We start from the raw sequence: 22,246 nt of genomic DNA on the forward strand, positions 1-22,246 counted from the left end.
TGCTTGGCATGGGTTAGTGTAACTTGGGGGTTCATTTGCCTGTTGGACTGGCGGAGGCTTGCCGCAACAGGGTTGCCTATGGTCTCTTGATGCTGTTCGAAATGTTGGGGCTGAGTGCTCTTGCGCTCGTCTGGCGGTAAGGCCGCCCCGAGTAAAACTACTCCGAAAGCCGCAATGAGGATGCCCCGATAGCGTCTAAGCATTGCAGTAAGAACGCAGCGCTAAAGCCCCCCGGCTTATTTTGTTGTTCAAATTACGCTCGGTTTCGTGAATGTCCATAGTCGCCAATTTTTCGGCGAGTTGGGCATAGGTAACGCCCTTCCGCTTCAACTCTGACAAAGGTTCTTGGCTTTCGTCTCGTATTCGACGGTCTGCGGGTCGTCCTTGCCTGCCATAGCCTCGCCTCAAAAAATATCATCACAGTCGGTGGTACAGGCCCCTGTATTTGGCGATACAAGCCCCGCATATAACCGGATATGATGACAATAGCCCCACACTTCCTCCTTTCCGCCGAAAGCCGCTCCCTTTCTCTGAAAGAGATTTACAAGGGTGGCGAGGAAAAGGCTTACGACGCGTTCAAGCGCCTTCGCTGGGCTTCGACTCAAGGCGAGCCTGTTTGCCGGAAATGCGGGTGCCTGGATCATTACGACATTCCGACCCGTCGCAAGTTCAAGTGCGCCGCTTGCGGGGGCGCAGTTCTCGGTTACGAGGGCACGATGTTCGCCTTGGCGCAAGCTGTCGTTTGTCGATCTGCTCGCCGCGATCTGCCTGTTTGTTAACGGCGCGAAGGGCATGTCGGCGGTCCAGTTCTCTCGCGATCTGGACGTGCAGTACAAGACCGCCTTTGTGCTGGCTCACAAGCTGCGCGAAGCCTGTCGGCTGAAACCAAGAACGAAACCCTTGAAGGCGAGGTCGAGATTGACGGCGCTTACTTTGGTGGCGTGGTGCGCGCCGAGGGCGCGCGCTTCTGCTACTGCGCGAACGCCTCTGGAGTTGATTTTTAGCAGCTCATTGGCGTGATCTTCAGTTCCTTAGCCACAAAGCCCGGCGGAGAAGAGTATGCTGCCTGGCCTATTCATTGGCCCAAGTCCGCTTGCCACGGCAGCTATCGTTGTCATTTTTACATCAGACGATCGTCTCGTGAGCAGTGGACCGCAAAGTTGCGAAGACGCAGTTGCCCTTTGCTTCTACTGTGCATAGAAGCCATTTGTGCGGGCAGAGGTACAAAAATGGGTGCGGTGCTGTGGGAATAAAATTCGAAAAGCTAAATAAACTGCGGGAGTCTCTACTAGAGGCAAATCACGATTTCCGCGCCAGCACCCAATTGTTCAATAGCTTGGATGTCGCGAAAATTGATCGCGAAATGGATCTTGAAGGTCGTGGAACGCAGCGAGGCGAGGCTAACCAGCCCCCGAAAACGGCCAAGAATTTCGACGATATAGAGCACACAGTTATCGAGAGGGTCGAGGACGAAAAGAAGGCCGCACATCACACACTCGAAGACAGCCTACAGCTACTCTCCGGCCGATTGGCTGGCCTCGACTTTGAAGAGCAGTTTGGTCTGATCCGTCAGGCGAACGCCGCCAGTGTTTCCGATTTCAAGGCCTCGATCGCGGTGGGCCTGGACGAACTTCACGGATTGCGCAAATCGCTCAACGATGCGGAGAAAGAACACGACTGGTTCAAACAGAAGCACGGGCTTGTCCGGGCTGTGAGGGTTCAACACGGAGCGGCCCATGGTTTCCGAGTGTCCCTGCTAATCTTCCTGTTCCTCATTGAAACGGCGATGAACGGAAATTTCCTCGCAAAGGGAAATGAACAGGGATTCTTTGGCGGGCTCCTCGAAGCCGCCGCTTTCTCGTTTTTGAACATCGGCGCCGCTCTGCTGTTCGCAATATTCTGTGCACGCCTGGTGACTCACAGATCGCTTTTTGTGAAGTTGATCGGCGCGCTGTCGATAGTGGCCTATATCGGCTTGGCATTGACCATAAACCTAGCGCTTGCGCATTACCGCGAGGTTAGCGGGTCCTTTGTGGACGGAGCCGGCGTCGAGGTCGTGCGCAGCATGCTCGCCAATCCGGCTGGCCTTATGGACGTGAAATCCTGGCTTCTGTTCGGCATTGGTCTCATGTTTTCGATCTTTGCGTTTATCGACGGCTGGTTCGTTCTCGACCCATACCCGGGCTATGCGGGTGTCGAAAACAGATTGGTGGCTCGCCGGGAAGACTACATCGAGCGCAAGAGCGAGCTCATCGAGGCTCTGCAAGAGGTGCGCGATGAGCACAACGAGAAGGTGGAGGACATCGTCAAGCGGCTGGGGAGCAGACGCAGGGAGCATCGAGCGATCATCGACCATCGGTCGAGGCTGCTGACGCTCTTTGCGCAGCATCAAGACCAGCTGGAGCGAGCCTGCAACCAGCTTCTCTCAAAGTACAGGGAGGCCAATTTCCAGGCCCGCACAGAGCCAGCGCCAAAACATTTTGCCACACCCTACAAACTTGAGCGCATAAAACCCCTGATATCGTCCGACGATGAATGGAGCGAGAAGGACCTGGGCGCCTCAATTCGTGACGCGCAGGAAGAACTCAACGCTCAGGTGCGGCTCATCGGGCTGGAATGCGAGCGCGGGATCGAACAGTACCGCGATCTCGACAAGCTTCATCCGGATAGCGTGAATGGCTAGGCGGGGTCGCAGAAGAAAGAAAGGCAGTGGCGGCACAATTGTCGCAGCAGCCGGATTGGCCGTGCTGTCGGCTGTGATGCTGGCCGGTTTTGTTTGGATGTGGTCGAGATCCGGGAAGGACCAAATCGACATCAGCACGAATTGCCCACTGAAGGGACCTGTGAGCCTGACAGCGGTCTTGATCGACGCCACCGACCCGATTTCGCCGATAACCATCGCGGATCTGAAGAATGAATTCCGCAAGACCATTGGGCGCGTCGAGCCTGGCGGCTATCTCAAAATATTGACGCTGGGCGCGAGGCCCGGCGACCTGACTGTGATGTTTGATGGATGCAATCCGGGCGACGGCTCGACGGTCGACAGCTGGACGAACAATCCGTCTCGGCGGCAGAAGAAATGGGAAGATGCGTTCGAGGACCCTTTGACGAACCTTCCCGACAAGATTCCCAATGGAGAATCCGCGAGCCAATCTCCGATCATGGCCGGAATTCAGAAAATCAAACTGTCGCTATTCGATAGCAGTTTGGCGAAAGAGAAGACCGCTAAGCGAATAATAGTCGCGTCAGATATGATCGAACATACGGCGCTGTACTCACAATATCGTTCGGGTCTCGATTATCAGAAGTACCTTGATAGCGCGGCTGACAGGACTTACGGGACATCGCTCGATGGCGTCGGGTTTACGATACTCTACGTCGATAGGGCGAAGAAGCCATTTGGCTCTTTCGAACATGCAGAGTTCTGGACCCGGTGGGTTCAAAGCCATCATGGTGATTTTGAGAAGCTGGTAGGGTTGGAGGGGTTAAACTAATGGCCAAGAAGCGAGGGGAGTCGTTCTTAGGACATCCGAGCCTGCCCCTTTTCGTCTTTGCGACGCTAACCCTGGGTGGCTGCGTGTTCATCGCAATAGCCAAGCTGTCGGGCGTAGACCCTATAATGGCGGCGAGCGCACCGGTGTGCCTCATGCTCATCTATCTTGCCGCGTCCGTCTTCACCGGCAAGCTACGGCTCCACGATGAGCAAACAGGCGACAATCTCTACTACATGGGTTTCCTGTTTACGTTGACGAGTCTCGGCGTATCGCTGTTTCAGTTTGGTTCCGAAGGATCCACCGACACAATCGTGAGGAACTTTGGTATCGCGGTGACGTCGACGATCACGGGCATTGCTTTGCGGATCTTTTACAATCAGATGCGCCGCGATCCTGCCGACATCGAACGGACGGTCAGGCACGAACTCGCGGATATGACGCGGCGTGTAAGAGCCGAGATGGAAAGTGTAACCAGGGAATTCGCTGACTTTCGCCGCGTAAGCAATCAGATGTTGGAGGAGGGTTTTGCCGAAATCGCCGTTCAAGCGGAGCGGAACGGAGAGCACATAAGATCGGCCCTGGATAAAATCGCGATGGAATCGATCAGACCAGTTCAAGAGGCCTCGGGAAAGCTCAGCAATGCTTTGAGCCACAATTTTGGGCAGATCGAAAGTCAGTTCTCGTCGATCGCACAGCGCGTCGAGGCGGCAGCCGATCTGCTCGACAAAGCCAACAGCTCAATGTCCTCTTCAGTTGGCAGACTGGGTGAACAGGCCGAAAGCGTAGCCACCAAGTTGGAGAAGGTTGTCGTCCCTGATGAGGTCCTTAAGAACGATCTGGCGCCGATGGTGAAACTTCTTGGCAGCGCGGTCGCTCAGTATGCTGTCAAAACAGAGACGGCTTCGCAGGAACAGCAAGCCCGCATGGCGGGCATCGTTGATGCTGTGGCTAAAGTGGCCGCAGGTGTGGAAAAGGCTGTGGCAGCCGCAGAGCAAACAGCGGAGAGCGTCCAAGCGCAACAACGCTTGACCCAGGCGCTTGCCGCAGTGGTGCAAAAGCAAAGCAAGGACACCGGAGACCTTGTCGCAACCTTGGCAGGAAGAACCCTTCACGCGCCGAGGCCTGTTCCCCCTCTCAACGCTCCTATCGCGATTGAACAGCCACTGGCAGATCTGGCCGCAAATGACACCGTCGAGAGCGCACCAATTCGGGTCGAGCCTGAGCCCCAACCAGACGCTTTCCAAACTCTGGGAAGCGAGCCTCCCGCCGAACGAACGGAACCGCCTAAGCGAACCAGTTGGTGGGGCAGGTGAGTGACGCTGGCGGGACTTCGGTCGCCTTCGAGCGCAAGGGTTTTGGCCGCGGTTTGATACTGGGCCTGACCATGGCCGAGACGATGCTGCTTTTGGTGTTCTGCCTGTTGCTAGCAGCCGGTGCTATCATCACGAAAAAGCAGAAAGAGACCGATGAGGCACTGCGAGCCACTCAATCAAACAAGGAAAACGTGCAGAGGCTCGAAGCCGAGAACAAGCGGCTTCTGGCTCAGATAAAAGCGGTGTTTCAGCCCACGAGGGGAGGAACCGTTCCCGACGAACAATGGCGCGAGCTGGTCCTGGCCAAGGATGCTGTTAAGTCGGTCAAGGAAGCAGGTATTTCTCTGGAGGAGGTCGTGCGAAATGCCCCTGTCGCGAAAGTCCTTGCGGACAACGACATAAGCATTGATCAGACCAAGGCCATGATAGATGCGGCGAAGGTCTTGAGAGAATTTGGTTACGCCGGCACCGACAAAGGGCTGCAGGATCTGGCTGATGTGCTCAAGGAGGCTGCAGAGCCGACGCAAGCAGCAAAACCTCACGATTGGCCGCCGATCATCAGTCTCAGCGAACTGGATGGCTATAATTTCGATACCGGAAGCGCAGAGCTTTCGAATGCCTTCAAAACAAAGTTGCGCGATCTTGCGAAGACCATCGCCGGGACTGCGACCTCGTACGGTGTCGACGTGATTGAGGTAATTGGACACACGGACGAACAGGCAATGGCGGGCGAATCCTCCAACATGGACAAGGGGCTCCAACCGGTCCTGTCAGGGAAAGTGGAAATCGGCTCACTCCATCCCGCCGACAATGCCGGTCTTGGGCTGGCCCGCGCGATTTCAGTTACAAGTGTGCTCAGTGACATGCCCGCATTAAAGGGGTTTACGATTTTGCCGATGTCTGGTGGTCAGCTCATCCTGCCCGGCGATCATCTCACCGACGGAGCGCAGATTGGCGATGTACGGGCTCGAAGGCGCATCGAGATTAGGGTGAGGCAGCGATCAAAATTGGCGCCGGTTGGTGGCGCCAAGCCATGAATGGGGACGAGAGACTGGCGCCTTAGTCGGTACGGCAGTTGAGTTGGGGGGATTGGGCTATGGGGTTTTACGTTCGAAAATCGATCAGTGCGGGACCATTCCGCTTTAACTTTTCGTCCGGTGGGGTTGGCGCTTCCGTTGGCGTGAAGGGCCTCCGCATCGGCACTGGGCCAAGAGGTCACTACATCCACGCCGGCGTGGGTGGGCTCTACTATCGTGGCACTTTAGGCAAGGCCAGCGCGAAGAAGGTAGTTCAGCTCTCTCAGACCCCATCTGCGCCGCAACCCCGTCCACAATCCTCGCGCCCGGAATACGTCTCTGACGGCGTCGTGATGAGAGAAATCGAGTCCCGCGATGTGGTGGAAATGCGTGACGAGACATTCGCCAATGTGCTCGATGAAATCAATGCCAGGCAATCGCAGACGCGGCTGTCCGTAGCACTCGCGGTTTTGTTCGGGATTGCAGGTTTCCTTGTGGGGACCAAGCTCGGAGGTGCCGCACCGGTGCTGGGCATCGGTGCCTTTGTGCCGGGTATGCTCATTGGCAAATGGTTTGACAGTTACCGCCGGGTGAGCGTGCTCTATTACGATCTGGAAAAAGACGCGGAGGCCGCCTACGGGCGACTTGTCGGCGCGTTCGAAACTCTCACCGGCTGCGCAGGGAGATGGCATGTCGCTGCCGGCGGCAAGATAGAGGATCTGACTGCTTGGAAGCGAAATGCCGGGGCCAGCATGCTGGTCGACAAAAAGCCCACGACCCTTACAAGCTCCTTGCCGAAGGTTGTACGCAGCAACGTTACTCCTCCTTCAATCCATGTGGGTCGGCAGGTGCTCTTCTTCATGCCTGACCTAGTGCTGGTGAAGGACGGAAACCGATACGGCGTAGTCGGATATGCCGATCTGCAGACCCAATTCGCCCCGAGTAATTTTATCGAGACCGGCAAAGTTCCATCTGATGCGGAGATCGTGAGCTACACCTGGGCTCACCCAAACAAAAACGGCGGGCCTGACAAGCGCTTCAAAGACAATCGGCAGATCCCTGTATGCCGCTACGAAGCGTTGCGGTTTTCTAGCCCGTCCGGACTTAACGAGCTGGTGGAATTTTCCAAGACAAACGTCAGCCAGCCCTTTTGCCAGGCTCTATCGGCACTCGCGCAATTGCATCGAAGCTCCGACCACCAATTCATAACGCTAAATGCGCACACTAGGGAGTGATGGTTGGGGATGGGCTCAAAGCGTGAGCCCAGGTCAGCAAACGCCTTCGCACGGAATCCCGTCGCTATCTCGATCCAACTTGCTCCCCCATGAGCAGTTGGCGAGATACCAACGTGCTTCTTCGCAAGATGAAATCTGCGTGCACAAGCGGCGAGGTTGGCATGAGTAGCTCTGTGCTACTTGGCGACGGCTGACAAGCCCAAGGGGGCTTTTGGTTGGGCTCGCAGATTCGGCATGTTGTTCGCGCCAATCCCAAGGGTTGTCAAACGTCCCAATCCAGATTCCAACCTTTGCGGTTTCAGCATTAGTTTGCTGTTGCGCATAGGCGCCGTGGCTATAGCGGGGCCAGTCCAAGGCTTGGCCATGTTCGACCATCCAGGACGCGGCGCTGACACCGTCCGCGCGCCGACAATCACCGACGAAGCGACGGTACCGATCCCATGAAACAAATGTGCATTGGACAGGCTGCGAAGCCGCAAGGAAATTCGCCAATGCTTCGGCCGCCCGGCGCCCGCAGGGGTATTGATGTGCGCTAGCGTCATTGCAGTATTGGCGGCTTTCGGGTGCATCGATGCCGTTGAAGCGGACGCGCTGCCCGTGGATCTCTATCGTGTCTCCATCAATCACCGATGCTATGCCTACTATCGGCGCCCGTCTCGACCCGGCCGAGTTTGCTATATCGAGACCACGTAACTGGTCACCCGAGCCTGTAAAATAGTGGGTCGCGTAAGCAGCCAAGGCCACCACGATCACCAGGATCAGAGGCAAGCGCACATCTGGAGAGAAACGTCTGCGGACGATTGGTTCAGCGCCGCGCCTTGGTCGCGCGCGGCGACGATGAGAATAGCGATTGTTATTCAATTTCCGATCCTTTGCGAAACGCAAGCTGCATGATTTGTAACGTGCCTCTGCACCATTCATAGGCGCCTTTTTCGCTGGCGCTGGTTTGCCTTGTAGTTCGGCGCTTTGACCACCATGGTGCCTTCGCAGATCAGCCCGAAGTCACGACTTTGTAGTTACCTTTTCCGTAAACACGACCATCTTTCCGCGCTGGAGCCTACAAGTTTTCTCGGAATGAAATTAGGAGGCCGATTCAAAAAGAAGTCGGCTTGTGCGCCAGTTGGTCGTGGCCGGCGAGGCGGATGCCAGAGCTGCCAACACCTCGTCCACACGTATGATGGCATTTTGTCTGAAAGGGAACCTCGAGATCAAGGTGGGGATGCGAAGTGTCCGGAACATTAAACAAACATCCGCAATTTTTCCACCAAGCCGCAGTGCTCACAATACTAAACGATTGAAGTGTTGGTGGCAGCCATTCGAGGTTGAAAAACCAGCATTTTATGTTGCGGACTGCCCTTGTCTAGGCTCTATGTGTCCAGCCTATCAGGGGGGTGTGAGTGTCGGAAGTTGAAAAATCGGTCTTCCAAAGCGATCTGCCTTTAAGGGAAAAGCTCGAGCGAGCCAGGATGGAATTGCTCGACCTTTCTGCTCGCAACCGACTTTTGAATGTGCCACGGTTTTCAAAGAGCGCGAAGACGATCGATATTGTCGACGAGAGGTCGTCTGAGATCTATCGATTGCTGGTGAGCGAAGGAAAGGCTTTTACCTTCCTGGCCGGCAAGCCGGATCGGCCGAAGGCAGGCCAGGTTGAAAGCAGCCCTCCAGACGAGGAAATCGACTATTCCCCCGTTGCTCTTGCTCAGCCTGAGGACGAAGGATTCGACGACAGAGGGGTATCTGCGCGACATTCTGACACCAAGCTTCAGACGAGGATGACCCCAACGGGGCTGCAGCGCCGGCTCCTTGATCTCTACCACGACGCCCGCACACTTGAGGAAGAGCAGGGCGTCAATATCCTCTTTCTGGCCCTTGGCATGCTGAAGTGGATTGACCCGAGCAACAAAGAAAACATCCGTCAGGCTCCTCTCATTTTGGTCCCGGTACGGCTGGAGCGAGGGGCCGCTGGAGAAAAGTTTCGGCTGCGAGCTCGTACGGAAGATCTTACCGCAAACCTCTCCTTGGAACTCTATCTCGACCGCATTCACAAGCTCGCCCTGCCGCGTTTTGAAGTAGGAGACGACTTCGACGTCTCGGCCTATCTCGAAGCCGTTGCCGAAGCAGTGTCGACCAAAGAGGGTTGGCAGGTTCTTGCCGATGATATGGTGCTCGGCTTCTTCTCGTTCGCTAAGTTCTTGATGTACCGTGACCTGGATCCGGATCTCTGGCCGGATGGCGCAAAGATTATCGAACAACCGAAGATCCGCTCGCTTCTTTCAGATGGTTTCGAAACACGCGAACCGCTGATGTCGGACGACATTGCGATTGATCCGCATATCGCGCCTGCCGAAATGTTGCATATCGTCGACAGTGACAGTTCTCAGACGCTGGCGATCCATGATGCAAGAAAGGGTCGCGACCTCGTTATCCAAGGTCCTCCCGGGACAGGAAAATCGCAGACGATCGCAAACATTATCGGGTCGGCCGTTGCCGATGGAAAGACCGTGTTGTTCGTTGCGGAAAAAATGGCCGCACTTGAGGTCGTAAAGCGACGGCTTGACACTGCGGGGGTGGGGGACGCCTGCCTTGAGCTCCATAGCAACAAGGCAAACAAGCGCATGATGCTGGAGGAGTTGCGGCGCACCTGGCAACTCGGATCGCCTCGCGGACAGCTTGCTTCTTCCCTTACTGAACGCCTGCTGGAGGCTAGGGATAAACTCAATGCACATGCTACAAGGATGCATGTTCCATTTGGAACGTCCGAACTCACTCCATACCAGGTTCTTGGCCAGCTAACCCGACTAAGGCAGAACGGGCAAAAGACAGTTGATATTGAACTTGAGGATGCCACCGCTTGGACGAATGACGGTGTCTCGCAACGTCGCAAACTTCTCGATGACGTGTCTCAGCGGATCAACGAGATCGGCTTGCCACTCCACCACCCATGGCGGGGAGTTGGCCTGGATGTCGTCCTACCAACGACCATTGAGAGGCTCGTCCCACGCATTGCGTCGTCGCTGGATCAAGCAAAGGCTCTGCACGCCAAACTGGCCGATATTGCTGAGCGGATCGAGGCGAAGCCTCCGCAAATCCTCAGCGACAGCGGCGAGGTAGAAGATCGCGCTGAGCTTCTCGCGTCCGCACCTGGACTTCCTGCCGAGGCGCTAGTCTCGCCGGTTTGGGATGAGCGTCCAAAGGACATTGCATCGCTTCTCTGGACAGGAACAGATTTCAACCGCAAATCCGAGGAACTGTCGGAGCAGTTGGTGGCGACGGCTATCGACACGCCAATTGAAGGTCTCGAGACAGAGCTTGCTAAGCTTCCTTCAGACTTTCCGAAAGATGGTTTCGTTCGTGCGCGCCAGCTAACCGTGTTGCTCCCACGCTTAAGAGAAGAAGCTGAGCGGCTAAATCAAGAACTGGGGTCTACGGTTTTACCGGACACGCTTGCAGGACTCCTCAGGTTAGTGATGACCGGCGAGAGAGTTGCGGCAGCCCCCGATGCGAGCCCTGAGGCATTCGCAGCCACAGTTTGGGACTCCGGGCTGGAACAGGCTGGTGACCTTGCCGACAGCGTAGCAACGCTAGAGACTGCTAGAGCCGAGCTTCAGGGCAAAGTTGTTGATGCCGCGTGGAGTACCAACGTGGCCGCGGCGCGGCAAGCGCTCGCCGAGCACACGGGAATATTGAAAGCATTAAATGGCGACTACCGTCGTGCCACTGCACTTGTGCGGACTATTTTGGTGGCCCCTAGCGCTCCTGCGGCGGAGATAGTGGGTCTCCTCGACATTCTAATGAAGGGCCAAGCGGCCGCAGCAAAAGTGCGCGAAGGCGACGCCTTTGGCGGTTCCGCCTTCGGAGCCGATTGGCGCGGTGAGAGATCGTCTTCGGCACCACTCCAGGCCTTAGTGGAGTGGATGCGCACGCTGAGGGGACTTGGCTCGGAACCGCGAATTATAGCCGGGCGGATGGCGGAGCGCTCTGAAGCGGGCGCGCGTGCGGTCCGAGTTCGTAAGGTGATCGACATCGGTCAGCCGATTATCGAGGGGTTTTGGAACGATTTAGGCCACCTTGCGTCATCCCTGCAAGGTGACGTGGCTTCCGCCGAGCGGGCCTCGCTGCAAATGATGGAAGCGAAGGCAAGCACTGTAGCTCAAGCCGATGACGCGTCACGACAGGTTCTGACTGACGTTCCAGATCTGATCAGTGAGCGGGTGGAGATACTACGCCGACTAGGCAGACTACAAGCGCTTGATCAAGAGATCGAGGACGGGGAAAGCCTTGGCAAGTTCGCATTCGGCTCGTCGTGGCTCGGTCGAGGATCCGATTGGGCCGCTCTCGCGCAAGCCGAACTTTGGCTGAGAGAAAATGGCTCAATCCGGCATTTGGCTGCGCGGTTGCCTGAAAGAAAAGAGATCGCAAACTTGGCGCGTTCAGCGCGTGAAGCGGCCCAAGCGGCAGCGCGGGAATTGAAGGCGCTTGCAGGGGATTTGAAAGCCGATGCTCCCTCCTTGTTTGGAGTAGACGATTTTCCAGACGTCGCGATAGTCGAGGTTGTTTCTCGACTGGAGGGGTGGCTTGATCATCAGGAACAGCTCTCAAAATGGGTTGCCTATGGAGAGCGATCCGAAACAGCCCGAAAGGCTGGACTGGGACAGTTGATAGACGGCCTGGCCAACGGCCAGATTACAACAGGATCGGCGCGATCAGTCTTCGATATGGCCTACTACGAACGAATGTTTCTAGCGATGGCGACCGATGAGCCGGAGCTGGCAAGGTTCGACGGGGAATTGCATTCCAGGGCTGTACGTGACTTCGCGGATCTGGACCGACAGAGGATCAAGGCCGGTGCCATCGAAGTTGTGACGGCTCATCACCGAAAAATTCCTTCAAGAGACGGCGGAGCTGGACCAGTCGGACTGCTTCGTTCTGAGATGGCGCGCAGACGGGGCCACATGCCTATCCGGCAGTTGATGCAGAAGGCAGGGCCTGCCATCCAGGCACTCAAGCCAGTGTTCATGATGAGCCCGCTTTCGGTGGCCCAATTCCTGTCGCCCGGCAGGATGTCCTTCGATCTTCTTGTGATGGACGAGGCGTCTCAGATACAGCCTGTGGACGCGCTCGGCTCGATCGCCAGGGCCAATCAGGTGGTCGTTGTTGGCGACGAACGCCAACTGCCACCCACGACATTCTTCGCCAAGGTGACAGGCTCGCAGTCTGAAGATGACGAGGGTGAGGGCGCGCAGGTCGCCGACATCGAAAGCATCCTCGGCCTGTTCACGGCCCGCGGCTTGCCGCAGCGTATGCTCCGCTGGCACTACCGTAGCCGTCACCAATCTCTGATCGCCGTATCGAACAGCCAGTTCTACGAGAACCGGCTTTTCATCGTGCCAAGCCCCTATACCCAAGAGGCAGGCATGGGGTTGCGGTTTCATCATGTGCCAGAGGGGGTCTTCGATTCCGGTGGCACAGGAACCAATCCGGTAGAGGCGAGAGCAGTAGCCGAAGCGATCATCCGTCATGCGAAGGTGAACCCGCGAGAGACTCTAGGCGTTGCAACATTTTCGGTTAGCCAACGCCGCGCGATCCAGGATGAACTCGAAGGGCTGCGGCGACTAAATCCCGATACGGAGGAGTTCTTTCACGCGCACCCCAGCGAGCCATTCTTCGTCAAGAGCCTTGAAAATGTTCAAGGCGATGAGCGCGACGTGATCATGATCTCAGTGGGGTATGCCAAGAATGCGCAGGGGTACATGGCCATGCGTTTCGGCCCTCTTGGTGCGGAAGGCGGCGAGCGTCGGCTCAACGTCCTCATAAGCCGCGCCAAGCGCAGCTGCGAAGTATTCGCGTCCATCACAGACGAGGACATCGACCTGGAGCGTGGCAAAGGGAAAGGCATCTTCGCCTTCAAGCTCTTCTTGCACTACGCGAGAACAGGACGAATTTCGCTTGCCCAGGCCACGGTTCGCGAAATGGATTCAATCTTTGAAGAGCAGGTAGCCAACGCGCTGATCGGAAAGGGTTACCAGGTTCATGCTCAGGTTGGCATTGCAGGCTTCTTCATCGATCTCGCGGTTGCTGATCCGGAGAGGCCAGGCCGCTATATTCTTGGCATCGAATGTGATGGCGCAGAATATCATTCATCGCGCTCGGCCCGAGATCGAGACCGGCTACGGCAGTCTGTTCTGGAAGACCATGGCTGGATAATCCATCGCATCTGGAACGCTGACTGGTTTCAGAGGCCACGCGAGCAGCTGGAGCGAACCATATTAGCGATTGAGGCTGCGAGAAAAGAGCTCGATGAGCGGGCCGAATTGGGGGTCCAGAGAAATCGTGCTGTAGCCGTGCAGGTTGTTACGGTCGACAGAGGCAACGTGACGGAAATCGGTCTCGAAAGCACAAAGGGATCCGAGATACCCAATCGAGCCTACGAAGAGGCCGAACTAAACCGACCGGGATCGTTCGAACTCCACGAGACGCCCAGCGGAATCATGGCCGGACTGGTCGAGCAGGTGGTGGCTATAGAAACACCAATCCATGTCGACGAAATAGTTTCGCGTATTCGGGGCGCGTGGGGTCTGCAGCGGGCCGGTGGCAGGATTCAGGATGCAATCGAGCGAGGGGTAGGCCTAGCGCAGAGAGGTGGTGCAGTAGCCCGTCGAGGCAGCTTCTGCTTCAAGCCAGGTGCTCCTGTTCGTCTCAGGGATCGCAGCGGCGTCGTGTCCGCTGGATTGCGCAAGCCCGAAATGATTGCGCAGGACGAAGTCGCCCAAGGCGCCATGGAAGTCGTGAAATCCAACCTCGGTGCGACGGAGGAAGAAATCGCAATAACCGTTGCGAGAATGCTGGGCTTCAAAGCCACAAGTGCACAATTGCGGCAGTTGATTTCAGCTGGGGTCGCCGATTTGATTGCCAAGGGCTTGCTGCGGCCCCAAGACGGTTTGTTGGTGGCCGGCGAGTCCGCGAGCGAGGCATTAGCTGAAGTGTGACCGGGCATTGTAGAGCCCTCGTTGCAATCTCTGTTGAAGCTCGGAACACCTCTTTTGCTGGCGGAGGCCGAATGGCATTTCAATTCGTACACACGGCCGATATTCATCTCGACTCGCCGCTGCGTTCGCTCGCGATGCGTAATCCCGATCTTGCCGGGCTCGTGGGCGACGCCAGCCGCCAGGCATTCGTTTCGATAGTGGATCTCTGCCTAGAGGAACGCGTGGAGGCGTTGGTAATAGCCGGCGACCTATACGATGGTGATCAAACCTCGATGAAGACGGCGCGGTTCCTGGCAGCGCAGATGACACGCCTGCACCAGGCCGGCATCAGGGTTTTCAAGATCCGCGGCAATCATGACGCCCTGTCGCGGATTTCCAAACAGCTGGTGTTTCCTGACACCGTGACCATTTTTGGCGGTCGTGCTCAGTCGGTATTGCAGACAGCCGGCGGTGTGGACGTCGTTTTCCATGGTTTGAGCTTTGCGAACCCTAAGGCGCCGGACAGCCTGCTGCCCAAATATCCGGCTGCTCGCGAAGGAGCCGTCAATATTGGCATCATGCATACCAGTCTGGCCGGATCGCCCGGTCACGACGTTTACGCGCCCTGCAGCATCGCTGACCTGCACGCCCACGGTTTCGACTATTGGGGGCTTGGCCACATTCATCTTCGCCAAGTCCATTCCGGCGCAAGCACGGTGGTGATGCCGGGAATACCGCAGGGGAGGGATATCAACGAGGCCGGCGAGAAATCAGTCACCCTTGTGACGGTGCGAGACGACCGTTCGGTGGAGATCGAGGAAAGGCTGACCAGCGTTGCGCAGTTCGAAAGGGTCAGCGTCGACCTTACGGGAGCAGTGGAGTGGTCCGAGGCCGTCGCGCGTGTTCGAAACGCACTCGAAGAGATGCGGGCCGCCGTCCGGTCGCGTCATGCTGTGGCCCGCGTTGGCCTAACAGGAACATCACCATTGTTATGGGCGCTGATCCGCGACAGAGATCTCCTTCTTGCCGAAGCCGAACAGGCTGCGGAACAGCTAGGCCATACGTGGGTGGAGAAGCTCGAGCTTGACCTCGCGCCACCTCGGGCGGAGACGGCCGAGGATATTGCTGATCCGATTTTCGAACTCGAGCAATCCATGCGCGCCGATGCCACCTCGGATACCTTCCGCGCCGAGGCGAGGGCGTTCGTCCAAAGGATGGTCGCCGACCTTCCGGCCGACGGACGGGATTTTGCTGGGAAGGACGAAGCCGGGCTGGAACGGTTCCTCGATCAGGTGCTTTCCAAGGGCGCAGACTTGGTGACTTCCCGCCTTAAGTCCGGTGGAGCGTCATGAGGCTGCAGCGCCTTGACCTCATTCGCTATGGAAAGTTCACCGATGGTACGATCGACTTCGGACCCAAACCGGAATCCGGACCTGATCTGCATATCGTGTTTGGCCTGAATGAGGCCGGCAAATCGACAGCGCTTTCCGCCTATCTAGATTTGCTGTTCGGCATCGAGGAACGGAGCCGCTACAACTTCCTGCATGAGTACAGCGCCATGCGCATCGGTGGGGTTCTGGAACTGGCCGGCTCCGAGCACACGTTCACGCGTACGAAACAGCGTACTAATTCGCTATTGAACGCGACGGGCCAATCGATGAGCGAGGTGGCGATCACGGCGCATCTCGCCGGACTGTCGCGTGACGCTTACACGACTATGTTTTCACTCGATGACGAGACGCTGGAAGCCGGCGGAAAATCGATCCTGGAATCGCGGGGCGACCTCGGCAAGCTCCTCTTCACGGCCAGCGCCGGTCTTGGGAACGCAAGCGATACGTTGAACGCCCTCGAGGCCGAAGCAGACGCGCTGTATCGGAAGCAGGCGCATGGCACCGAACTGGCGCTGCTGAAGAAGCGCCTTGTTGACGTGAAGTCGCGCAGGGATGCGATCGACACACTTGCATCGACCTATGAGGGGCTGGAGGCCGAACGTCTCGATGCATCGCAGCAGTACGGCCGAACCATCAGCGATCGGGCGGTGCTGGTGGCCAGGCTGGATACCATTGCTCGTCACGTACGTGCTGCGCCGATGCTGGCGGATATGCGCCGCAAGATTGCCCGGCTGGATCAGCTGCCGGACATCACCTCCCCAGCCCGGACATGGACGGGAAGTGTCACCGAACTAATCGATGACGATGCCAGCCTCAGAACGCGACTGTCCGCAAACATCGATGAGGTCGAGCGGCTGTCGGCAAAAGTCACTGCGGTCGACGAGGACGAACGGATCCTGTCGATTTCCGAACGCATTCGCAGCCTGGCGGAGGGCAAGGTGCGCCATACCGCGGCTGGCTTTGACTTGCCCACTCGCAGGATGGGGCTGCAAATCCTCAACAACACCGTGGCAAGCTGCCTTGCCGCCTTGGGCCGGTCTTCCGAGCCGGATCCTGCCGCACTGCTTCTGCCTGCCGTCACAGTTGGCGTCGTTCGCGCTATGGTCGAGCAGAGGTCCGGTATTGCTACGGGCGCGCGCGCCGCCCGCGACGAGGCGGCGGCAGCACTCGATGCGTTGCAGGTGGCAAGGCAGCGGGTCGGCGAGGAAAGGGCGGTGCCCGAACCCGCCAGGGCAAGGCTGGGCTCGGCTTTGTCGAAAGCGCGAGCAAGCGGACACAAGGCAGAGATCAAGATGGCTCGCGAGGCGGGAGATGCGGGAACAATCCGATGGAAGGCATCGCTGGCTCGCTTGCGTCCATGGAACGGAGATGCCCTCGCTCTCGTCAACGTTGGGGTTCCGAGCGCCGGGCAGATTGCCGCCTGGAAGACAGTAGCGACAGTACTGGCAAGGAACACCGCGGTACTTGCCGAACGCCTCGCCGAATACGAGGGCCACCATGCAATGCTCGCCGCACGATTGGATGCCCTTCGAGCCTCGGTCGACGTTGTCGACGATGAAGCGGCTGCCGCCATCCGCCGTCTCCGCGATGATGCGTGGGCAACGCACCGCGCAGTGTTGACTGGTGACACCGCTGACGATTTCGCCGTGGCACTGACGCGCGATGACGTTGCCAGCGCAGGCCGGCTGGCCGGCGCGGCGGATCTGGCCGAGATCCGGGCAATGACGCGTGCCCTGGCCGAGGCCACGGCCAACCTGTCACGAAACGGCATCCAAAGCCAACAGCTCGTCAAGGATGCGGATACCCAATTGTTGGAAATCCGTGTGGCCGCCAGCGACCTCCTCGGAGAAGCCCTGGAACCTTCGTCTGAGCGCCTGATCGAAAGGATCGAGGATCAGATCGAGGCGCGCAGCGATGCGCTCGCTGCCTGGGAGCAGATCGAACTTGCTCGCTTGAAAGCCGAGCGAGCCGCTGACGCAGGCGAGCAGATACACTTGGAAATGAGAGCGGCGCTGGAAAGTGTCGGCATAGTATCAGAGCCCGGCGACCCCCTCGAAGCAATCATGGCCATCGCGGAGCTGTTTCTGGACCGGCAGCGCAAGGTGGACGCCGAGTATGCCGAGGCGCTCAGGATGGTGAGTTCCAAAGAAGAGGATCTAGCTGCCCGACGGGTTGCGGTAGGGGTGGCGGAGCGTCGCGAGGAGGAATGGCTGGCCGGCATTACCGAAGCGCTCAAGGGAACGTGGCTCGAAAGCGGTCTGTCCGCGTCAGGCGTTGGCGCTGTGCTCGATCAATTGGCCGAACTGTCAAGAAGCCTGCAGGAACGGGAGGATCTGCAGCTGCGTATCGACAAGATGGAGGCCGACAGGGCCAATTTTCTGGTCGAGGTCATCGCCGTTGCGGTCGAAGCCGACGAGCCGACGAAGGATGGCGAGCCGGAGCAGTTGGCCACCCGCCTTGCCGAGCGCCTGGAGCGTGCCGAGCGGACACGTGAAACGAAGGCAAGCCTCGGCAACGAGCTGAAGCGCCTCAAGGAGGCGCGCGAAATCCTCGACACCCAGATTTCGGCACACGAACGCCGCAAGAATGAAGTGCTGGGCGTCTTTGGCGTCGCCACTCTGTCCGAGGTAGTCGAACGCGACGAGCTGCTGCGTGAGCGCGACGGCTTGCGCACTACCGTCGCCGAACTTGAGGAACGGGTAGTGGCGGAACTCGCAGTCGATGGATTCGACCAGGCACGCTCGATCCTGGAAGCGATCGATTTCGACAGCCTCGCGGTCGAGAAGGCTGAGGGCGAGCAGCGGCTTCGCCAGTTCGATGAAATCATCCAGCAACAGCTGATCCGACAGACCCGCGCGGCAGACAAGTTGGACGCCATCGGCGGTGACAGCGCGGTTGCCCGCCTGGATGCCGAACGGCGCACAACCCTGTTGGAAATCGAGGAGAAGGCCGTTCGCTACATTGAGCTGAAACTTGGTATCATGTCGGCTGGAAATGCTTTGCGGATCTACCGTGAGAACCACCGTTCGGGGATGATGGCGCGTGCATCAGACGCATTCAAGCTAATGACCCGTGGGCAGTATTCAGGCCTTACAACCCAGCCCGTCAAAGGCGAGGAGGTTCTCATCGCGGTGCAGCGCGACGGGCAATCCAAGCTCGCTGAAGCGCTTTCGAAGGGCGCGCGCTTTCAGCTCTACCTAGCACTGAGGCTCGCCGGTTATTACGAGTTCGCCCAATTCCGGCCCTCGGTTCCCTTCATTGCCGACGACATCATGGAAACCTTTGACCATATTCGCTCGGAGGAAGTTTTTAGATTGTTTGGGGAGATGGCGAACACAGGTCAGGTCATCTATCTCACGCACCACAAGCACCTATGTGAAATCGCCAAGGCTGTTGTGCCACAATCTACCATTCACCAGCTGGATTAGGCTCGATGAGAATTCGCGTCAAAACGGTTCAACTAACCAACTCGGCTGACATAGGAACCTTCGATTGAATCCATCATGACGTCCCATAGAGGCTGAGAAATGCCTATTTTGTTCTGCAATGTTGCGTGGATGAACGACTACTCCGGGCGGAGCGCGGATGACCCGCCTCTCGGTGGCGGGGCATTTCGAGTAAGCAGGCTTATTGCGCCGAAGAATGCAACTTTGTTGCAGCCAATGACGGGTACGTTTACGTCGCTTCGAAACGATTAAGGGCGAATTGGATCGGCAGGTGCGCCCACAATATGGGTTCAGTTCAAGGGGCGTAACCCGCCCAGCACTACAAGGATAAGATCAGGTCGTTCAGGGCTAGGACGCTCGCCGAAAATGCATTCGGTGCTGCCCCGGAGGGATAGGCACCGTGTCAAAGGGTGAGTGGCCAGGCAAGCTGATGGTATGCGAACGATACGACAGATCGATCCGCCAGAGCATTCGTCAAGAGAGTAAAGCATTATCGAAGGCGAGCCAGTCGCTCCCGTCGGGGCATCGCCCGCAAGCGGAGGATCGCGCCGCGCCGTGCATGCGATTGGACCTCTCGTCCCGCTGCGCTGCTGAGATCTCTCCTGTCAGGCGATCTAAGTTCCGCGCTTCGGGCCGAGCAGGAAAACTATGAGGGCAGCGACGAACGTGGCAACAGCGCTGTAGGCAATGGCGCTGGCGATCCCCGCATTCTCCACCAATAGCCCGCCGAAAATCGCGCCGGCTGCGATTGCCACTTGGAATGCTACGACCATCAGCACACCGGCGCTTTCGGCCTGCTCGGGAACGGCCCGCCGCACCATCCACGTCTGTAATCCCACCGGCACCGCGCCGAAGGCAAAGCCCCACGCGCCAACCGCAATCCCCGAGGCGAAGGCCGATGCTCCCGCCGTCAGTAGCGAAACAGCCGCTATCCCTATGAGCAGCGGTGCAAGGGCCGCGACTGCCTTGAGACTGTACTCGGCCAGAAGCCCGCCGGCCAAATTGCCGAAGAATCCGCCGATGCCAAAAGCAAGCAACACAAGCGAGATCGTCTCGACGTCAAGCGCGGGAATCTTTTCGAGGAAGGCGCGGATATAGGTGATTCCGGCGAAGTGGCCGGAAGCGACCAGCAGGATGACAAAAAGCGCAACCTTGACCATCGGAATCTTTGCCACATCCAGCAGGCTGCGGACGCTAGTCACTCCAATCGGAGGCAGTCTCGGAATGGTTATGAGCTGCACGAGCAGTGTAGCGACACCGCCGGCTGCGGCGAGCATGAAGGCGCTTCGCCATCCCCAGATATCGCTGACATAAGCGCCGATTGGAGCTGCGCCGACGGTAGCTACGGAAACGCCGGTGAGGATGATCGACATAGCGCGAGGCAGGAGGTGGCTTGGAACGAGCCGCATCGCCAGTGCTGCCGACATCGACCAGAAGCCTCCGAGCGCTATGCCGAGCACGACGCGTGCAGTCAGGAGAACCGCCAGCGACCACGCGCCGGCCGCCAGAACGTCCGACAGGATCAGCAGCAGCGTCATGCTCCACATGACGGTCCTGCGGTCCAGGCGCTTTGTGATAATGGCCACCGTCGGCGCCGAGATCGCCCCGACGATAGCTGTCGCCGTCATCGCCTGTCCAGCCGCTCCCTCGCTGATAGCGAGATCATGCGCGAGGGGCGTGAGCAGGCTGACAGGCAGAAACTCTGCCGTGACCAGCCCGAAGGTGCCCAAGGAAAGCGAAATGATGGCACCCCATGCGGGACCAGACGGTGGGACAGGCTTTTCTGGGTCGTGCAGAACAGCGTTCATGACGCCTGCTGCGGATCGGGTCATGAACGAAGTCTCCACTTTGATGCAATGCAACGTGATGTAGGCTGCCTTGACCCAAATCTAAAAACACAAGCGCATTTCCCGGCGGCGTTGCACTGAGGAGGGGATGTTCATTGCTTCGCGATACTTTGTGACGGTGCGGCGCGCAACATCAATGCCGGTTTCCTTCAGCCGGACAGCGATGTCCTCGTCGGAAAGCACGTCGCCGGGAGATTCTGCGGCAATGATCGCTTTGATCCGATGCCGGACAGCTTCGGCGGAGTGCGCATCGCCGCCTTGGCAGGACGCGATCGCGACGGTGAAAAAATACTTCAGTTCAAAAACTCCGCGCGGGGTAAGCATGTACTTGTTCGAGGTCACCCGGCTTACCGTCGACTCGTGCACGCCGATCGCGTCAGCGACGGTTCTAAGATTGAGAGGCCGCAGGTGGGCGACGCCATGTTCCAAAAAGGCATCCTGCTGACGCACGATTTCAGCCGCAACCTTAACAATCGTCTTGGCGCGCTGATCGAGGCTGCGGATTAGCCAGTTCGCGTTTTGCAAGCATTCTTCGAGAAATGCTTGATCTTTCGAATTTTGGGCAGTCTGACGCGTGACTTCGGCATAGTAGGTTTGGTTGATCAGCAGCTTCGGCAGCGTGGCGGGATCAAGTTCGATCTGCCACCCGCCTTGCGGCGAGGGTGTGACCCAGACGTCGGGTATGATTGATTCAGAGGCACCGGATTCGAATCTGTTCCCAGGCTTTGGATCGAGCGCACGAACCTCATGCATCATGTCGAGAAGGTCTTCTTCATCGACGCCGCAATGCTGCTTCAGCGCCTCAAAATCGCGTCGCGCAAGCATTTCAAGATGGGCAACCAAAGCTGCCATTGCTGGGTCGAGCCGGTTTCGCTGGCGCAACTGAATCTCGAGGCATTCTCTGAGACTTCGCGCAAAAACTCCCGGTGGATCAAATTGTTGCAAGGTTCCGAGAACCCGTTCCACAACAGCCTCATGGACATTTAGGCTCTCGGCCAGCTCCAAAAGGTTTGCCCGAAGGTAGCCAGTGTCTTCCAGATCGGCGGCAAGCTGGCCAGCGATCAGCCGCTCCTGTGGTGTGAACGCAGTGAGGGCGATCTGACGAGCGACATGGTCGTGCAATGTTTCGGCGAGTGTGGCAAACTCGTCGAGGGAAGGGCCATTGCCCGGCGGGTTGTTGGTCGTGTTGCGAAGTGATTTCCATTGCCCGAGCCGTTCAGGCGACCCTGCCCCGGTCAGTCCTTCAACGGCGTTTGCACCAGGGCCGAGAGGCTGATCCGCTCCCGAAATCGAAGCATCGTCAAAAGGCCCGCCATCGTTTGACGCAGATTCCAAGAGCGGGTTCTTCTCGATTTCCCGCTCCACGAACTGATGCAGTTCGGTATGCGCCAGTTGCAGCAAGCGAATCGACTCAATGAGTTGAGGCGATGCGACGATGGATTGCTTCTGGCGCTGAAACAGGCTTGCTGAAGATTGCATGGTGTGTGCGATAATCCCGTCGAGGAGCCTCTTGGGGCCTGCAATGGCGCCAGTGAGACG

At 57.9% G+C, this 22,246-nt stretch carries 12 protein-coding genes and 1 pseudogene; 9 read left to right on the forward strand and 4 right to left on the reverse strand.

Translation table 11 applies throughout. The annotated features are described in order from the left end of the window. Nucleotides 1-195 precede the first annotated feature (195 nt). A complete protein-coding gene (locus AC3EMP_RS08630; protein WP_488494604.1) occupies nucleotides 196-408 on the reverse strand; it encodes a DUF6471 domain-containing protein in 213 nt (70 codons plus the stop codon). A gap of 77 nt (nucleotides 409-485) precedes the next feature. Between AC3EMP_RS08630 and AC3EMP_RS08635 the strand changes: the two are divergent. The 6 genes and pseudogenes from AC3EMP_RS08635 to AC3EMP_RS08660 form a co-directional block, all read left to right on the forward strand. Beyond that, a pseudogene (locus AC3EMP_RS08635) lies at nucleotides 486-965 on the forward strand (transposase); the annotation flags it as partial. A 284-nt stretch (nucleotides 966-1,249) separates the two neighbouring features. After that, nucleotides 1,250-2,683 (forward strand): hypothetical protein, encoded by a 1,434-nt coding sequence (locus AC3EMP_RS08640; protein WP_023829765.1) that lies wholly within the window; start codon nucleotides 1,250-1,252, stop codon nucleotides 2,681-2,683. Beyond that, on the forward strand, nucleotides 2,676-3,494 hold the full coding sequence (locus AC3EMP_RS08645) for a hypothetical protein (RefSeq protein ID WP_352463366.1): 819 nt from the start codon (nucleotides 2,676-2,678) through the stop codon (nucleotides 3,492-3,494). The genes AC3EMP_RS08640 and AC3EMP_RS08645 overlap by 8 nt, the downstream gene beginning before the upstream one ends. Then, nucleotides 3,494-4,807, forward strand: coding sequence for a hypothetical protein (locus AC3EMP_RS08650; RefSeq protein WP_023672193.1), 1,314 nt, complete (start codon nucleotides 3,494-3,496; stop codon nucleotides 4,805-4,807). The genes AC3EMP_RS08645 and AC3EMP_RS08650 overlap by 1 nt, the downstream gene beginning before the upstream one ends. Continuing rightward, a complete protein-coding gene (locus AC3EMP_RS08655; protein WP_031198374.1) occupies nucleotides 4,804-5,844 on the forward strand; it encodes an OmpA family protein in 1,041 nt (346 codons plus the stop codon). The genes AC3EMP_RS08650 and AC3EMP_RS08655 overlap by 4 nt, the downstream gene beginning before the upstream one ends. A 59-nt stretch (nucleotides 5,845-5,903) precedes the next feature. Next, a complete protein-coding gene (locus tag AC3EMP_RS08660) occupies nucleotides 5,904-7,058 on the forward strand; it encodes a DUF4236 domain-containing protein (protein WP_352712695.1) in 1,155 nt (384 codons plus the stop codon). 33 nt (nucleotides 7,059-7,091) lie between these two features. Here AC3EMP_RS08660 and AC3EMP_RS08665 read toward each other — a convergent pair whose 3' ends face one another. Continuing rightward, nucleotides 7,092-7,979, reverse strand: a complete 888-nt coding sequence (locus AC3EMP_RS08665) for a thermonuclease family protein (RefSeq protein WP_081731062.1) — start codon at nucleotides 7,977-7,979, stop codon at nucleotides 7,092-7,094. Between the two features lie 476 nt (nucleotides 7,980-8,455). On the opposite strand from AC3EMP_RS08665, the gene AC3EMP_RS08670 reads away from it, so the two are divergent. From AC3EMP_RS08670 to AC3EMP_RS08680, 3 genes are all read left to right on the forward strand, one after another. After that, entirely contained in the window at nucleotides 8,456-14,044 is a 5,589-nt protein-coding gene (locus tag AC3EMP_RS08670; RefSeq protein WP_352712693.1) for a DUF3320 domain-containing protein, read from the forward strand. 71 nt (nucleotides 14,045-14,115) lie between these two features. Then, a complete protein-coding gene (locus AC3EMP_RS08675; protein ID WP_488494605.1) occupies nucleotides 14,116-15,375 on the forward strand; it encodes a metallophosphoesterase family protein in 1,260 nt (419 codons plus the stop codon). Continuing rightward, nucleotides 15,372-18,842, forward strand: coding sequence for an ATP-binding protein (locus tag AC3EMP_RS08680; RefSeq protein WP_352712691.1), 3,471 nt, complete (start codon nucleotides 15,372-15,374; stop codon nucleotides 18,840-18,842). The genes AC3EMP_RS08675 and AC3EMP_RS08680 overlap by 4 nt, the downstream gene beginning before the upstream one ends. Before the next feature lie 632 nt (nucleotides 18,843-19,474). Here the strand turns inward: AC3EMP_RS08680 and AC3EMP_RS08685 are convergent. Together AC3EMP_RS08685 and rpoN are read right to left on the reverse strand one after the other, a co-directional pair. Beyond that, nucleotides 19,475-20,692, reverse strand: a complete 1,218-nt coding sequence (locus tag AC3EMP_RS08685; protein WP_352712689.1) for an MFS transporter — start codon at nucleotides 20,690-20,692, stop codon at nucleotides 19,475-19,477. A 57-nt stretch (nucleotides 20,693-20,749) separates the two neighbouring features. Further along, a complete protein-coding gene (gene rpoN / locus AC3EMP_RS08690) occupies nucleotides 20,750-22,186 on the reverse strand; it encodes an RNA polymerase factor sigma-54 (protein ID WP_352712687.1) in 1,437 nt (478 codons plus the stop codon). Nucleotides 22,187-22,246: the final 60 nt, after the last annotated feature.

Source organism: Mesorhizobium sp. P160219 (assembly GCF_057786095.1).

Bases quoted from the DNA above. Each gene is read 5' to 3' on its own strand.
- AC3EMP_RS08645 (WP_352463366.1), top strand. From the start codon at position 2,676: ATGGCTAGGCGGGGTCGCAGAAGAAAGAAAGGCAGTGGCGGCACAATT.
- AC3EMP_RS08650 (WP_023672193.1), top strand. From the start codon at position 3,494: ATGGCCAAGAAGCGAGGGGAGTCGTTCTTAGGACATCCGAGCCTGCCC.
- AC3EMP_RS08660 (WP_352712695.1), top strand. From the start codon at position 5,904: ATGGGGTTTTACGTTCGAAAATCGATCAGTGCGGGACCATTCCGCTTT.
- AC3EMP_RS08665 (WP_081731062.1), bottom strand. From the start codon at position 7,979: ATGAATGGTGCAGAGGCACGTTACAAATCATGCAGCTTGCGTTTCGCA.
- AC3EMP_RS08675 (WP_488494605.1), top strand. From the start codon at position 14,116: ATGGCATTTCAATTCGTACACACGGCCGATATTCATCTCGACTCGCCG.
- AC3EMP_RS08680 (WP_352712691.1), top strand. From the start codon at position 15,372: ATGAGGCTGCAGCGCCTTGACCTCATTCGCTATGGAAAGTTCACCGAT.
- AC3EMP_RS08685 (WP_352712689.1), bottom strand. From the start codon at position 20,692: ATGACCCGATCCGCAGCAGGCGTCATGAACGCTGTTCTGCACGACCCA.
- rpoN (WP_352712687.1), bottom strand. From the start codon at position 22,186: ATGCAATCTTCAGCAAGCCTGTTTCAGCGCCAGAAGCAATCCATCGTC.